At 61.8% G+C, this 14,899-nt stretch carries 16 protein-coding genes; 5 read left to right on the forward strand and 11 right to left on the reverse strand.

Going from position 1 to position 14,899, the window contains the following annotated elements; translation table 11 throughout:
• Window positions 1-75 precede the first annotated feature (75 nt).
• The 4 genes from EJ076_RS21200 to EJ076_RS21220 form a co-directional block, all read right to left on the reverse strand.
• Window positions 76-399: a septum formation initiator family protein gene (locus tag EJ076_RS21200; RefSeq protein ID WP_109672345.1), complete on the reverse strand. Its 324-nt coding sequence runs from the start codon at window positions 397-399 to the stop codon at window positions 76-78.
• A 170-nt stretch (window positions 400-569) separates the two neighbouring features.
• The gene (eno, locus tag EJ076_RS21205) at window positions 570-1,844 is read right to left on the reverse strand and encodes a phosphopyruvate hydratase (protein WP_126069178.1); all 1,275 of its coding nucleotides are present in this window, start codon (window positions 1,842-1,844) and stop codon (window positions 570-572) included.
• A gap of 381 nt (window positions 1,845-2,225) precedes the next feature.
• On the reverse strand, window positions 2,226-2,591 hold the full coding sequence (locus EJ076_RS21215; RefSeq protein WP_109672337.1) for a PRC-barrel domain-containing protein: 366 nt from the start codon (window positions 2,589-2,591) through the stop codon (window positions 2,226-2,228).
• Window positions 2,592-2,676: 85 nt separating this feature from the next.
• The gene (locus EJ076_RS21220; RefSeq protein WP_027045027.1) at window positions 2,677-2,880 is read right to left on the reverse strand and encodes a dodecin family protein; all 204 of its coding nucleotides are present in this window, start codon (window positions 2,878-2,880) and stop codon (window positions 2,677-2,679) included.
• Between the two features lie 145 nt (window positions 2,881-3,025).
• On the opposite strand from EJ076_RS21220, the gene EJ076_RS21225 reads away from it, so the two are divergent.
• Window positions 3,026-3,709: a hypothetical protein gene (locus EJ076_RS21225; RefSeq protein WP_126069179.1), complete on the forward strand. Its 684-nt coding sequence runs from the start codon at window positions 3,026-3,028 to the stop codon at window positions 3,707-3,709.
• 28 nt (window positions 3,710-3,737) lie between these two features.
• On the opposite strand, the gene kdsA is transcribed toward EJ076_RS21225, so the two are convergent.
• The 4 genes from kdsA to EJ076_RS36055 form a co-directional block, all read right to left on the reverse strand.
• Complete coding sequence (gene kdsA / locus EJ076_RS21230) at window positions 3,738-4,583, reverse strand: 3-deoxy-8-phosphooctulonate synthase (protein ID WP_109672330.1); 846 nt, start codon at window positions 4,581-4,583, stop codon at window positions 3,738-3,740.
• Entirely contained in the window at window positions 4,580-5,470 is an 891-nt protein-coding gene (locus EJ076_RS21235; protein ID WP_126069180.1) for a VOC family protein, read from the reverse strand. Before EJ076_RS21235 ends, kdsA begins: the two co-directional genes overlap by 4 nt.
• Before the next feature lie 118 nt (window positions 5,471-5,588).
• A complete protein-coding gene (locus EJ076_RS21240) occupies window positions 5,589-5,879 on the reverse strand; it encodes a Dabb family protein (RefSeq protein ID WP_126069181.1) in 291 nt (96 codons plus the stop codon).
• Between the two features lie 98 nt (window positions 5,880-5,977).
• Complete coding sequence (locus EJ076_RS36055; protein ID WP_281036067.1) at window positions 5,978-6,106, reverse strand: hypothetical protein; 129 nt, start codon at window positions 6,104-6,106, stop codon at window positions 5,978-5,980.
• 349 nt (window positions 6,107-6,455) lie between these two features.
• On the opposite strand from EJ076_RS36055, the gene EJ076_RS21245 reads away from it, so the two are divergent.
• Together EJ076_RS21245 and EJ076_RS21250 are read left to right on the forward strand one after the other, a co-directional pair.
• Window positions 6,456-7,712: a cyclopropane-fatty-acyl-phospholipid synthase family protein gene (locus tag EJ076_RS21245; protein WP_109672360.1), complete on the forward strand. Its 1,257-nt coding sequence runs from the start codon at window positions 6,456-6,458 to the stop codon at window positions 7,710-7,712.
• A gap of 135 nt (window positions 7,713-7,847) precedes the next feature.
• Window positions 7,848-8,849 (forward strand): glycerophosphodiester phosphodiesterase family protein, encoded by a 1,002-nt coding sequence (locus EJ076_RS21250; RefSeq protein ID WP_126069182.1) that lies wholly within the window; start codon window positions 7,848-7,850, stop codon window positions 8,847-8,849.
• A 31-nt stretch (window positions 8,850-8,880) separates the two neighbouring features.
• On the opposite strand, the gene EJ076_RS21255 is transcribed toward EJ076_RS21250, so the two are convergent.
• Window positions 8,881-10,857 carry a bifunctional 2',3'-cyclic-nucleotide 2'-phosphodiesterase/3'-nucleotidase gene (locus tag EJ076_RS21255; protein WP_126069183.1) on the reverse strand — a complete coding sequence of 659 codons (1,977 nt, stop codon included), beginning with the start codon at window positions 10,855-10,857 and terminating at the stop codon, window positions 8,881-8,883.
• A 148-nt stretch (window positions 10,858-11,005) separates the two neighbouring features.
• Entirely contained in the window at window positions 11,006-12,271 is a 1,266-nt protein-coding gene (locus EJ076_RS21260; RefSeq protein WP_126069184.1) for an NAD(P)/FAD-dependent oxidoreductase, read from the reverse strand.
• Between the two features lie 166 nt (window positions 12,272-12,437).
• Here EJ076_RS21260 and EJ076_RS21265 point away from each other — a divergent pair, with 166 nt between their 5' ends.
• Complete coding sequence (locus tag EJ076_RS21265; RefSeq protein ID WP_109672316.1) at window positions 12,438-13,088, forward strand: 5-formyltetrahydrofolate cyclo-ligase; 651 nt, start codon at window positions 12,438-12,440, stop codon at window positions 13,086-13,088.
• Here EJ076_RS21265 and EJ076_RS21270 read toward each other — a convergent pair.
• On the reverse strand, window positions 13,085-13,558 hold the full coding sequence (locus tag EJ076_RS21270) for an Lrp/AsnC family transcriptional regulator (protein WP_010909317.1): 474 nt from the start codon (window positions 13,556-13,558) through the stop codon (window positions 13,085-13,087). The genes EJ076_RS21265 and EJ076_RS21270 overlap by 4 nt on opposite strands.
• Before the next feature lie 156 nt (window positions 13,559-13,714).
• On the opposite strand from EJ076_RS21270, the gene ald reads away from it, so the two are divergent.
• Window positions 13,715-14,830, forward strand: coding sequence for an alanine dehydrogenase (ald, locus tag EJ076_RS21275; RefSeq protein ID WP_126069185.1), 1,116 nt, complete (start codon window positions 13,715-13,717; stop codon window positions 14,828-14,830).
• Window positions 14,831-14,899: the final 69 nt, after the last annotated feature.

A 14,899-nucleotide genomic window follows, 5' to 3' on the forward strand; every position in this document is an offset into this window, starting at 1 on the left:
TGCCGAATTTGCATAGCTGGCATGCGCCTAAGCGATTAAAATCATTGAAAATATTGGCGATTAACTCGATATCGGTTATTTCGCCGACGCCGGCAACATGATGGTGATTTCATCAGCCTGGGACAGATTGAGCGCCTTGCGCGCCTGCTCGTCGAGCATGTCCTTCTCCAGCGTGCCTTCATGCATCAGTCGAACGCGGCGCTCGAGTTCCATGCGGCGCGCCTTGATCGCATCGAGCTGGCTCTGCAGCGCAACCGTCTGGGCTTCCAGCTGATATTTCGAATAGATGCCGAATTCACCGTGATAGGCATGAAAGCCGAAATAGGCCAGGAACGCCACGCAGAGCGAGGGAATGATCAGCCGGCCGGTGTTTCTCTGCTTGTGCTGACGCGTCCACATCGCCCGATTCCTCTCGGCCGCGAACTCAGGCGGCTCACGACCTTTTTCGCCCGATTGTGCTTAACGGACGGTTACGGGTGACCGGTTTGGCGAGCCGAAATGAAAAAGGGCGGGAATGCTCCCGCCCTTTCATCCGATATCCGGGATCCCGAATCCCGAATGCTTGCGGATCAACCCTTGACCACCGACTTGCCGGCATAGCTTGCCTGCTTGCCGAGCTCTTCCTCGATGCGGATCAGCTGATTGTACTTGGCCATGCGGTCGGAGCGCGACAGCGAGCCGGTCTTGATCTGTCCGCAATTGGTGGCAACCGCGAGATCGGCGATGGTCGAATCCTCGGTTTCGCCCGAGCGGTGAGACATGACGGCGGTGTAGCCGGCCTTGTGCGCGGTTTCGACGGCGTCGAGCGTTTCCGTCAGCGAGCCGATCTGGTTGACCTTGACCAGGATCGAATTGGCAACGCCCATGCGGATGCCGTCGCGCAGCCGTGCGGTGTTGGTGACGAACAGGTCGTCGCCGACCAGCTGGGTCTTCTTGCCGATCAGGTCGGTGAGGTACTTCCAGCCTTCCCAGTCGTCCTCGCCCAAGCCGTCCTCGATCGAGATGATCGGATAATCGGCGGCAAGCTTGGCCAGGTATTTGGCCTGGGCCTTGGGGTCACGTGTCTTCTTCTCGCCCTCATAGACGTAGTTGCCGTCCTTGAAGAACTCGGTCGCCGCGCAATCAAGGCCGAGCGCGATCTCCTCGCCCGGCTTGAAGCCGGCCTGCTCGATCGATTCCATGATGAAGTCGAGCGCCACCGGCGCGCTTTTCAGGTTCGGGGCAAAGCCGCCCTCATCGCCGACATTGGTGTTGTGGCCGGCGTCCTTCAGTTTCTTGCGCAACGTGTGGAAGATTTCCGAACCCCAGCGCACCCCTTCGCGCAGCGTCGGCGCGCCGATCGGCATGATCATGAATTCCTGGAAGTCGATGGGGTTGTCGGCATGCGCGCCGCCATTGATGATGTTCATCATCGGCACCGGCAGGACATGCGCCTTGGTGCCGCCGACATAGCGGTAGAGCGGCAGGCCGGCGGCATCGGCAGCGGCCTTGGCCACCGCCAGGGAGACGCCGAGAATGGCGTTGGCGCCGAGCCGGCTCTTGTTGGGCGTGCCGTCAAGCTCGATCATGGTCTGGTCGATATGGATCTGGTTTTCGGCCTCCATGCCGCCGATCGCCTCGAACAACTCACCGTTCACCGCTTCGACGGCCTTGAGCACGCCCTTGCCGAGATAGCGGGCGCCGCCGTCGCGCAGTTCGACGGCCTCGTGGGCACCGGTCGAGGCGCCCGACGGGACCGCCGCGCGGCCCATCGAGCCGTCTTCGAGAATGACATCGACCTCGACGGTCGGATTTCCACGGCTGTCCAGGATTTCACGCCCGACAATGTCGATGATGGCGGTCATTTGCGATGTCCTCGATTGATCTGACTGATGTCGCGCACGTCTTAGCCAAAGTGCTGCAAAAGGCAATCGGCCGGCTCGCAATTATTGCCGTGGCGTCAGCCCCGAACGATTCACGAAGCGCAAATCGCTGTCATCATAAGTCATGTACGGCGGACCGGCTTGCGGCTATGATGTGGGTGCGCGGGGCGAAACAGGAGGAGTTTCGCCATGTCCCAGTTGAGCGGTATCGTGAGTTTGTTCCTGATCGCGGCTGCGTTCCTGACGTCGTGCGACAATCAGCAGTCGCCACCCAAGGCGATGGCCCCCGTGCACATCAGCGAATAGCTGCCACATCAAACCAAAATGGCCCCGTCTCGACGGGGCCATTTTGGTTTTGAGCCGTCAGTGCCAGTAAGGCGTGACCTTGTAGTAGTCGTAGGAGGCGTCGCGAGCGGTCTCGCCATCCGCGTCGGTCAGTTCGTTGATCGAATAGGCAGGCGCCGCCTTCAACTGCTCCTTGGAGAACGGCACGACATAGCCGCCCTTGTCCTCGTCATAGTCGAGGCTGGCCCACGGAATGGCATGATATTTTTCGCCGATGCCGAGGAAGCCTCCGAAACCAATCACCGCGAACATGATGCCGTTCGACGTCTTGTCGAGCATGACGTCCTGGATGCTGCCGATGCTCTTGCCTTCGGTGTTGTAGACCGAAGTGCCGATGACTCGCGAAGCGGCAATGGCTTGGGTGTGGCCCGTCTGGGTTGTCATGATGTGCTCCTCATTGTCGTTGATCTATGCTTTGACAATGAGGGGCGCGGGCGAAAGTTCCCGACTTTTTTCGGCGACGATCGGTTCACTCCGCGAGGATGAAGGTGACCTTCATGTTGACGCGATAGGCAGCAATCTTGCCGTCTTCGACAACGATCTTCTGATCCTGGATCCAGGCGCCTTCGACGTTCTTCAGGGTTTTCGAAGCGCGCGCAATTCCCTTTTCGATGGCGTCCTGAAAGCTCTTCTTCGACGATGATGTGATTTCGGTGACGCGGGCAACAGACATGGCTTCCTCCTGCCAAAACGCTCATTTGCCGGGCAAGCGTACAGCCGGCTTATGCCGATCACAAGCGCTGGCGCCCCTGGGACCATTGTCATGCCGCCGCCCGGCGTGGCATTGAAGGGGCGTCCAGTCGTTTGGGGAGGCGGCAATGGCCCGAAGGCGCAGTCAGCAGCCAGCAGCGGCGCAGCCGCCGGTGGTCGACGCCAATGCCGCCAACGCGTCCAGCGGCTACTTCTTTGCCGGCGCCATGGTGCTGATCGCCATCCTGATCCCCTGGTATTTCGAGCTGCCGCTCAACTTCGATGTGACCGACCGCGAATTCAATCCGCTCGTCTTCGTACCGGTCGTGTTCGCGGTGATCGGGCTCTACGCGTTGCCAAAGGCGATCCGCGACACGCTGCGCGTGCGCAAATTCGGTGCGACGACACTGCAGGCCGGCCCGGCAAGACCCGGCGGACACTTCGAGGGCCTGGTTCGCTCCAGCCGCGACCTCAGCCCCAGCGGCGACTACACCGTCCTACTTCGTTGCATTCGCACCTACCGCGTCGGCGGACCAATTGTGAACACCATCGCGGAGGACAAATCGACCTACAAGGAAGAACTCAAATACCAGGAAAAGCTCGTCGTCCCGCGTGGTTCGGTGCAGTCGAGCGCGGGCATCCCCTTTGCGTTCGCAATCCCGGCGGACGCGCTGCCATCCAACGGACCGCCGGTCTACGAGCGCCAGCACGGTAATGTCCGCTGGATCCTGACGGTCACGGCGCCGATGCCGGGCGTCGACTATTATGCGGTGTTCGCGATCGACATGAGGCGGTCGGGCCAGAACAACTGATGCGATGCCGGAAGTATCCTCGGACGTTTCAGAGGCCCTTGGCGATGCGGTCGAATGCCATCAGCCGCTCGAGCAGGGCCGGCATGTCCTTCAACGGCAGCATGTTCGGGCCGTCGGAAGAGGTCGAATTATCCGGATCCTGGTGGGTCTCGATGAACACGCCGGCAACGCCGACAGCGACAGCCGCGCGGGCCAGCGTCTCGACAAAGCGGCGTTCACCACCCGAGGATCCGCCCTGCCCGCCCGGCTGCTGCACCGAGTGCGTGGCGTCGAAGATCACCGGCGCGCCGATCTCGGCCATGATGGGCAGAGCACGCATGTCGGACACCAGTGTGTTGTAGCCAAAGGACGCGCCGCGCTCGGTGGTCAGCACATTGGCGTTGCCGGAGCCGGTAATCTTGGCGACGACGTTCTTCATGTCCCAAGGGGCGAGGAATTGTCCCTTCTTCACGTTGATCACCTTGCCGGTTTTGGCGGCGGCGACCAGCATGTCGGTCTGGCGCGACAGGAAAGCCGGAATCTGCAGGACGTCCACATGCGGCGCGACGATGGCGCACTGCTCCTCGGTGTGGACATCGGTCAGCACGGGGAGTGAAAATTCCTTGCGCAGTTCGTCGAAGACGGGAAGGGCTGCGTCCATGCCGGCACCCCGGGTCGCGGACAGTGAGGTGCGGTTAGCCTTGTCGTAGCTGGTCTTGTAGACGAGGCCTATGCCGAGCTTGCCGGTCAGTTCCTTCAGCGCGCCGGCCATGTCGAAGGCATGCTGGCGCGATTCAAACTGGCAAGGGCCGGCGATCAGCGACAGCGCCGCATTGTTGTCGAAGACGACATTGCCGACGGTTACCGACGAATTGGGCGCTTGCGGCTTGCTCATGGGATCTCCCGGAAAATGAAAGCCGCGCCCTGTCCAGGCGCAGGCTGCACGACAATATCATTGCCCGCTATATCGTGTTGGATGGAATTGGCTGCAAGCAGCCTCGATGTGACATCGGCGCACCGGACCGAAAAGACCACAGCGGCGAAGCGAAGGTCCGTCGGCGCGCCAGCCGGCAGGCCAAAGCGCGCGGTGAAAGACGCGCGGTCAAGCACGGTCAAATCTGCATTCGGCAAGTGAAACGTGCCGCCATGCCCATTGGCGGTCGGAGCGTCCACCGCCACGGAAATCAGCCGACGCTGTACTCCAGGCGCATCGCTGACCGCAACGATCTCGACAATTCCGGTGGCGCCGTTGGCGTGGGCCTGCAAAGCCGTGCGGTCCACATCAGGCGCGTTGACCCGCTCGCAGGCAAACAGGAAGGCGTCCGTGGCTTCGGCTCCGGCCGCGAAGGCGAGCTTGAACGATGCGATGTCGCTTTTGCCCGCCGTGTCCGTGAAGGCGCGCGAGAAGCTCAGCATGTCGCCCGCCGAGATGCCTGCTTCGAGGTAGCGCGCATGGTCGGCGTCGACGTTGCCGGTTGCAAGGACCATCGCCGAAAAGCCCTCATCGCCGTTGCTCTCGCGATAGATGCGGTCGCGCGTGACGAACACATTGCTCTCTGCAATGGCCTGCGTCGCGGCCCGTTCATCACCGATCGCCAGCGGCTCCAGATAGGCGCCATCGGCGAGGAACACACAGCAGTTTTCGGTTCCGAAGGGATGGATGCCGGTCGGGGCAACGACGAAGCCAAGCGCGGCGAGCCGGGCTCGCGCCACCTCAAGGCTCTGCGTCGGCAGCACCAGATGATCGAGCGGATGAGCGCCGGCTTCTGTGGTTAGGGTCATGCAGGCGCGATGTGCATCATTCCGCAAACAGGTTCAAGACATGATCGCAATCCCGGCCAGTTCGCCCCGCCAGTTCACCGAAGCCGAAAAAAAAGACATCAGCTGGGGCAGTCCTCGATCAGCCGCTGGCCACGACATCGGCGGAATAACGCAGTTCGCGCATTGGTTTGACCTTGCTGGTGGTCTGCGCGTAGAGCGGGTGCGCCTTGTAGGCGGCCAGCGCGACGTCATCGGCGAACTCCGCATAGACGACCACGTCGACCTCGTCCGACAGCGGATCGACCTTGGTGTTCAAGGTGACCTCGAAAAGGCTGGAATGGGGGATGTTGCCGAGCGCCAACAGACCGGTGCGCACGGCCTCGACATCCTCTTTACGCCGCGCGCTGAAGAAAACGATATGTCGGATCAACCCCGCCTCCTCGATCAAAATGCTGGGGTCTTTTGTGACGGCAGGACGGTGGCGTCAATCGACAAGGATGTCGCGGCTGCCAGTCGTTCGAATGGACGCTAGCCGGTGACGGATCGCACGACGTGCGAGACACCCCTCACCGTGGAGTCCAGATACCGGCCCTGATTGTATAGGCCGTCCCAGATCAGGAAAAACGTGATGGCGGCAATGACGACTACATAACGCATGGCTAAATCTATCGCACAAGCAAGGGAGCAGCCATAGGCGTTTTTGGCGCGTTCGGCCCTTGCTGTGTAAAAGGCAGATCCACGCCAGCGAGAGCGACCCCGCTTGGCACAGCCCCGTTTGCAGCCTGCCTCTTGAAGTCCCCCCTCATGACGTGGAAGATTGTCGCAGGGATTCACTGGGAAGTGCTGAAGCTCAGGGAAAAGGAGCGCGCGCTTTTCGTTCGAGCCCGCCCTTCACTCAGCCGGTCAGCACCCGTGATGAGGCAAAGGCGTTCGAACCCGGCGAATGATCCAAGAGAACCGCGGCCCGGCAATTTGCGCCGACACCGCGGAAATCCAGGGGCGTGAGATGGCACACAAGGAACATTTTGGCGCAGCATTGAGCGACGCGGTCAGGCTGGACGAATTCAATTTTGCCGAGATCGTCAAGGGCCTGCCGGCCAAGGCCCGCATGGTGCTGTCAGCGGCGATGAACCTGCCACGCGGGTCGCTCAAGGTCAGGATGCCGGACGGGCGCGCCGTCCTCGTCGGCGGCAAGGGACCCGGCCCGGACGCCGAACTGGTGCTCAAGAACTGGCGCTTGCCCGGCCGCGCCTTTTCTGGCGGCACGATCGGCGTTGCCGAATCCTACATGGACGGCGATTGGGACAGCCCCGACGTGACCAGCTTCCTGGAGCTGTTCGTGGTCAATTCGGTCGTCGGCGAGCGTATCGCGGGCGGCACCAGCTGGCTGATCAATACCGTCCAGCGCATTCGCCACTGGTTCAACCAGAACACGCGCACCGGCTCGAAGCGCAACATCTCGGCGCATTACGACCTCGGCAACGCCTTCTACAAGGAATGGCTCGATCCGAGCATGACCTATTCCTCGGCGCTCTACACGACAGGTGCCAACGACCTGGAAAGCGCCCAGGCCGCCAAATATCGTGCGTTGGCGAAGGATACAGGGATCGGTCCGAAGGACCACGTGCTGGAAATCGGCTGCGGCTGGGGCGGCTTCGCCGAATTCGCAGCACGCGAGATCGGCTGCCGGGTGACCGGGCTGACGATCAGCCGCGAGCAGCACGACTTCGCCAAGGCGCGTATCGCCAAGGCCGGGCTTGCCGACAAGGTCGACATCAAGCTGCAGGACTATCGCGACGAAACCGGCACCTATGACCGCATCGCCTCGATCGAGATGTTCGAGGCGGTCGGCGAGAAATACTGGCCTGTGTTTTTCGGCAAGATGAAGGCCTGCCTGAGGCCCGGCGGCACCGCCGGCCTGCAGATCATCACCATCAACGAAGCCGCCTACGACACGTATCGCGCAAGGCCCGATTTCATCCAGCGCTACGTTTTCCCGGGCGGCATGCTGCCGACGCCGTCGATCCTGAAAGCACTCGGCAAGGATCACGGCCTTGCCCATCTGCGCGAGCGCGTGTTTCCGGACGATTACGCGCGTACGCTCGCCGAATGGCGCCACCGGTTCTGGGCGTCATGGGAGAAGATCGTCCCGCTCGGTTTCGACGACCGCTTCAAGAAGCTCTGGGAGTTCTACCTGCACTATTGCGAGGCCGGATTCCGCGCCAGCTACATCGACGTGCGCCAGGTCGTCTACAAGGCGTAGGTCGACGACTCTTCGATTTCATTGCCGCTGACCAGCCTATGTCGAGCATGATCTCGACATAGCCGCGCGGTCGCCGTCAAAAAGTCCGATCGCGAAGCAGGATACCGCGCAGACGGACGAATCGGAAATCACCTGATGCGCAAACGGACGATCTTCTTCGGCGTCATTGTTGTCGCTGCGGCGGGCATCTGGGTCAACAACACCTCGCTGTTGTCGAGCCGCCCCGCCGGCAGCCCGGAGGTGCTGGCCCATCGCGGCCTTGCCCAGGACTATTTGCGCGCAGGCATGACAGGAGAGACCTGTACGGCCAGTCGCATGTTGCCGCCGCGCCATGCCTACCTCGAAAACACGATTGCCTCGATGGAGGCCGCCTTCGCGCTGGGCGCTGACGCGCTTGAACTGGATGTCCACCCGACGACGGACGGCAAGTTCGCCGTCTTCCACGACTGGACGCTGGATTGTCGCACGGAAGGCAAGGGAGAAACACGCAACCATTCCATGGCCGAGTTGAAGACGCTCGATGTCGGCTATGGCTACACCGCGGATGGCGGCAAGAGCTTTCCCTTTCGCGGCAAGGGTATCGGCATGATGCCATCGCTGGATGAGGTTCTGTCGCATTTCCCGGCCCACCGCTTCAACATCAACGTCAAGAGCAACGACCCGGGCGAAGGCGAAAAGCTGGCCGCACGGCTCGCCACGCTGTCGCCTGCCGAACGCTTCTATCTGTCGGTCTATGGCGGCGACAAGCCGGTTGCGGCGGTCAAGGCCGCGCTACCGGACATGCATACGCTAAGCCGCGCGTCGCTGACGCAATGCATCCTGCGCTATGCCGCGCTTGGCTGGAGTGGCTACGTTCCAGATGCCTGTCGCAAAGGCACCTTGCTCATCCCCGTCAACATCGCGAAATGGATGTGGGGTTGGCCGAACCGGTTTCTCGATCGCATGCAAGGCGTCGATAGCCGCGTCTACCTGCTCGGCCCTTATTCCGGCGGCGACTTTTCGCAAGGGCTCGACGATCCCGAACTGATCAAGCAGCTGCCGAATGGCTATTCCGGCGGCATTTCCACGGATGCGCTGGATCTCATCATGCCTGACATCAAGGAGCGGTTCGCGCCGCCGGCTGAATCCACGCCATAGGGCCTGGATTCGAGCCGACCCGAACCACCCTTCAAAGCAGGATGCGGTATTTCGCGAATCCTGCTTCGCCCTCACCCGCCGGCTCGATCTTCAGCAACTTCACCTCGGCAATGAAATCCTTCGCCCTGGCGCCGGTTTCGAACACGGCGCTGCTTCCAGGCAATGGTGCGAACGACCAGTTGCCGTCCGCCGACGGGTTGATCGTGCCCTCGCTGACGATGTAGCGAACGATGACGTCGCGATTGGTGTCCGGCGCTTCGTAGATGATCTTCGAGGCATTGATGTCGGGGAAATTGCCGCCGCCGCCGGCCCGGTAATTGTTGGTCGCAACGACGAATTTTTGTTTGGGATCAATTGGTTTTCCATCGAAACTCAGGTCGACGATACGGTTGGCGCCGGCGTTCGCCAGCCCGCCCTTGGCATCGTATTTCGGCGGCTGCGACAGATCTATCCTGTAGGTGACGCCGTCGATGACGTCGAAATTGTAGGATGGGAAGTCGGTGTTGATCAGGGCCTGATCGGCCTTCCCTGGCTCGATCCGGTTGAAGATGCCGGCCGACATTTCCAGCCATTCCTTGACCTGCGCACCGGTGATTTCGACCGCACGCACGGTGTTGGGATAGAGGTAGAGGTCGGCAACGTTCTTGATAGCGATATCGCCTGCCGGCACGTCGGTATAATAGTCGGCGCCGTTGCGCCCGCCGGCCTTGAACGGAGCGGCCGCCGACAGCAGCGGCACATCCTTCCATTGCGTGTTCTTCAGGATATCCCTGAGGTACCAGGTCTGCGCCTGGCTAACGACCTGCACCGACGGATCGTCGGCGACCAGCGCGAAATAGGAATAGAGCGGCGCGGAGGTCTTGCCGACGGGACGCCGCACATACGCCAATGTCGCCTGGTGGTCCTGCTCGAGTGCCGCGATGATGCGCTTGTCGTCGGGGACAGTCGGCTTGTTCTTGTTGTCGACGCGCTCGAAGATCGGCCGCGCCTCGGAAGTGGCTGAAACGACCTTCCATTTCGACCCGTCGCGTTCCAGCATCAGGTCGATCAGCCCCATATGCGAGCCCCAGAATCCACCCATGACGGCGGGTTTGCCCTGCAGCGTGCCTTTCTGCGTGTCGACACCTTCAAGCGACTGGAAGTCCTTCTTGCCGGGGAACACCAGATGCTGGTGACCGGTGAACACCGCATCGATGCCATCGACACCGGCGACAAAGAACGAAGCGTTCTCCATCATGTCGCCCTGCTTCACGTCGATGCCGGAATGCGAGAGCGCGATGACGATGTCGGCGCCCTCTTCCTTCATCTGCGGCACCCAGGCCTTGGCCGCCTCGACCATGTCACGCGTCTTGACGCTGCCTTCGAGGTTCTTGAGATCCCAGACCATGATCTGCGGCGGCACGAAGCCGATGATGCCGATCCTGATCGGCAACTCGGCGCCCGAACCGTCCTTGATCTTCTTGTCGAGGATGACATAGGGCTTGAGGTAGAGTTTGTCGTCGCGCGGGTTCGCGGCCAGCTCGGTGCCGCGGATCAGATTGGCGCAGACGAAGGGGAAATTAGCGCCGGCCAGCACCTTGTCCAGGAATGACAGGCCGTAGTTGAATTCGTGGTTGCCGAGCGTCGAGCACTCGTAGCCGAGCAGGTTCATGCCTTTCATGATCGGATGCAGGTCGCCGTCCTTCAGGCCCTTCTCATAGGCGATGTAGTCGCCCATCGGATTGCCCTGCAGCAGGTCGCCATTGTCGATCAGCATGGAATTCACGGCTTCCTTGCGTACGGCGTCGATCAGGGAAGCCGTACGCGACAGCCCCATCGTGTCGTTCGCTTTGTCGGCGTAATAATCGTAAGGCAGCACGTTCACATGGATGTCGGTGGTTTCCATGATCCGGAGATGCGCCTGGTTACCTTGAGCGCGGGCTGAGAACGGATGCAGCATGATCAGTGCCCCTGCGGCGGCGCCCGCAAGGAGATCGCGGCGGGATACGGGATGGAGCAGTTGCGACATGTTTTCTCCTTCGACGACGTAACAGGCCCTGCCCCAAAGCGAATTTCGCTCTGAAACTCATCCAAGTCCATTCAAGAAGTTGCGCGCGCCAAACATCAGTCGATCAGCAACAGATGACGCGCGGATGAACATACGCAGCCGGAGAAGATCAGCCCTTGTCGTCGTCGCCCTGGGTGATCAGCCGCGCGCTGCGCTGGCCCGTCGCGTAGATCCATAGCCAGCTCAACGAAACCGCAAGCCGGTTGCGAAAGCCGATCAGGAAATAGATGTGAGCAATCCCCCACAGCCACCAGGCCGCCCAGCCGGTCAGCTTGATCCAGCCGAAATCGATCACCGCGGCGCGCTTGCCGATCGTGGCGAGATCGCCGTCATGCCGGTAGCGGAACGGCCGCGCGCCGGTGTCGCCGGCAAGCCGCGCCTTCAAGGTGGTGGCAACATGCCGGCCCTGCTGCTTGGCGGCTGGTGCTACGCCGGGAACGGGCCGCCCGTCAGGCCGCAGGACATGAGCGGCATCGCCGATGACGAAAATCTCCGGGCTGCCAGGCACGCTCAGATCAGGCTCGACCAGCACCCTGCCCGCCCGGTCCGCGGCCGCGCCGAGCCATTCGGCGGCTGGTGAAGCGGCAACGCCCGCCGCCCACAGGATCGTCTTCGCCGCCAATTGCTTGTCGCCGAAGACGACGCCCTCGGCGTCGCAACGCGTAACAGCCCGGCCGAGTTCGATCGTTACGCCCAGCCGCTCGAGCGCCTTGCCGGCATAGTCGGAAAGTTTCGGTGCGAAATTGGCAAGGATGCGGTCACCGGCTTCGATCAGCACCACGCGCGTTTGCCGCGTGTCGATGTTGCGAAACTCGCCGTGCAGCGTGTCGTGCGCGAGCTCGACGATGGTGCCGGCCAGCTCAACGCCGGTCGGCCCGCCGCCGACGATTGCAATGGTCAGCAGCGCCTGGCGTTTGGCGGGATCGGTTTCTCGCTCGGCCTGCTCGAAGGCCAAAAGAATGCGCCGCCGAACCGTGGTGGCGTCCTCCAGCGTCTTCAGGCCGGGCGCGAAAGACTCCCATTCGTCATGGCCGAAATAGGCGTGGCGGGCACCGGTGGCGAGCAGCAGCGTGTCGTAAGCGACCGCGCTACCGTCATCGAGCAGGACTTTTTTGCCGGCACGATCGATGCCGACAACATTGGCAAGCAGCGTCGTCACATCCTTGCGCTTGCGCAGGAGGTGGCGGACCGGCCAAGCGATCTCGGACGTCGCCAGCGCCGTGGTCGCCACCTGGTAGAGCAGTGGCTGGAAAAGGTGATGGTTGCGCTTGTCGATCATGGTGATGCGCACCGGTGCGCCACCAAGCGCTCGCGTGAATTCGAGACCACCGAAACCCGCGCCGACAACGACGATACGAAGGCTGGCCTGGTTCATCTCAATTCACCCCTGACGGGCAATATTGCCTGCCCCAGATGTAGGCACTTTTGTGCAACGCAGCAACAGACCGCCGGTGCCTGAGACTCGTCGTTCCATGTCGTGAATGCACATGTTGTATCGTATCGCGAGGTATAGCGTCATCGAACACGCGATGAGGTGAGGCATGGCCGACGATCATGACGATGAGGCTCCGGCGCAATATTCTTCGCCGCCCTGTTTCATGCATGAACTCGATCCGGAATTCCGTGCGCCTCTAAGCGACTGGACCGATGTTAGGCGCTGGCGCAAGGCCGAGCGCGAACGCCTGATCGCCGCGCGTCTTGCCGTTTCGGCCGACGCGCGAACCGTCATGTCGCAACGCATCGCCGAAGGCCTCGACGCGATCATCGGCGAGATCGCCGGCCGCATGGTCAGCCTTTACTGGCCGTTTCGCGGCGAGCCGGATCTACGGCCATGGATGGCGTCCATCAATGAACGCGGTGGCCGCACAGCGCTGCCTATTGTCGTGGAGAAAGGGCAACCGCTGATCTTCCGTACCTACAAATCCGGAGATCGGCTGGAAAAAGGCATCTGGAACATCCCGATCCCCGCCGAGGGCGATCCGGTGCTGCCCGACATCGTCATCTCGCCGATCGTCGGCATCGATCCGTCAAACTATCGCCTGGGCTATGGTGGCGGCTTCTTCGACCGCACACTGGCCGCCATGCCATTCAAGCCGCTGGTCATCGGCGTCGGCTATGAGCTGCAGCGTATCGCGACCATCTATCCGCAACCGCACGATATCCCGATGGATCGGATCGTAACGGTGACCTAGGCCATTTCCGGCTTCATGCCCATGGCGGTCCGGTCGACGATTTCGCGCAAGGCAAAGGACGAATTGATCTTGGTCACATGCGGCATCGCCGACAGCCATTCCTTGTGGATGCGCTCATAGTCGACGAGATCCTTTGCCGCGATGCGCAGGATGTAGTCGTATTCGCCCGACATCAGATGGCACGACAGCACGTTCGGGCAGCGCTTGATCGCCGCCTCGAAATCCGACAGCGTCTTCTCGAACTGTCCCGACAGCGATATGTGCACGATCGCCGTCATCTGGTGGCCAAGTGCTGCATTGGAAAGCCGGGCGTGGTAGCCGCGGATGGTTCCGGATTTCTCCAGATTGTCGAGCCGGCGCGAACAGGCCGACTGCGACAGGCCAACCTTCTCGGCAAGTGCTGCATTGGGTATCCTGCCATCCTTCTGCAGAGTCTCGAGAATGGCGATATCAATCCTGTCGAGCGGCATTTTTCGTGAATCCTGCGAATATCCTGCTATTTTTCGCAACAATTATCGAAACGCGCCCATCCGCGCAAGCGCATTCGCAAACACCTGCACACCGATTCGTGGTTCACTCCATCCATACAGGGAACGAGCCCAAAAGGGCCGGATCAGGAGAAGAAAATGCGCGTCGGCTGCCCCAAGGAAATCAAGAACCACGAATATCGCGTCGGCCTCACCCCCGGCTCGGTCCGCGAATATGTCGCCCACGGCCACGAAGTGCTGGTCGAGACCGGCGCCGGGGCCGGCATCGGCGCCGATGACAACGCCTACCGCGCCGCCGGCGCCACGATTGCCAAGACGGCCGCCGACGTGTTCGCCAAGTCGGACATGATCGTCAAGGTCAAGGAGCCGCAGCCCAACGAATGGGCGCAGCTGCGCGAAGGCCAGATCCTGTACACCTATCTTCATCTTGCCCCGGATCCGGAACAGACCAAGGGCCTGCTTGCGTCCGGCGTGACGGCAATCGCCTACGAGACCGTGACCGACGATCGTGGCGGCCTGCCGCTGCTAGCGCCGATGTCGGAAGTCGCCGGACGTCTGTCGATCCAGGCCGGAGCCACGGCGCTGCAGAAGGCCAATGGCGGCCGCGGCGTGCTGCTCGGCGGCGTGCCCGGCGTGCTGCCCGGCAAGGTCACCGTGCTCGGCGGCGGCGTCGTCGGCCTGCATGCTGCCAGGATGGCGGTCGGGCTTGGAGCCGATGTCACCATCATCGATCGTTCGATCCCGAGATTGCGCCAGCTCGACGACCTCTTCACCGGTCGCGTCCATACCCGCTACTCGACTGTCGAAGCGCTGGAAGAAGAGTGCTTTTCGGCCGACATCGTCGTCGGCGCCGTGCTGATCCCGGGCGCTGCGGCACCCAAGCTGGTTTCGCGCGAAATGCTGTCGGGCATGAAGAAAGGCTCGGTCCTGGTCGACGTCGCCATCGACCAGGGCGGCTGCTTCGAGACCTCGCATGCCACCACCCATGCCGATCCGACCTACGAGGTCGATGGCGTCATCCACTATTGCGTCGCCAATATGCCGGGCGCCGTGCCGGTCACGTCGGCCCATGCGCTCAATAACGCGACGCTTCACTACGGCCTGCAGCTTGCCGACAAGGGCCTGAAGGCGCTGGTCGACGATCACCATTTGCGCAACGGCCTCAACGTCCACAAGGGCAAGATCACCAACCGGGCAGTCGCCGAAGCGCTCGGCTACGAACTGGCCGAGCCGAAAGCCGTTCTCGCGGCCTGAAATCTCACCTAGGAAAACTTTCTCCTGTCAGCCCGCCGGTTTACGCCGGCGGGTTTTTCCTTTGAGAAA

The organism is Mesorhizobium sp. M7D.F.Ca.US.005.01.1.1 (assembly GCF_003952545.1).
In the GTDB taxonomy this organism is placed as follows: domain Bacteria; phylum Pseudomonadota; class Alphaproteobacteria; order Rhizobiales; family Rhizobiaceae; genus Mesorhizobium; species Mesorhizobium loti.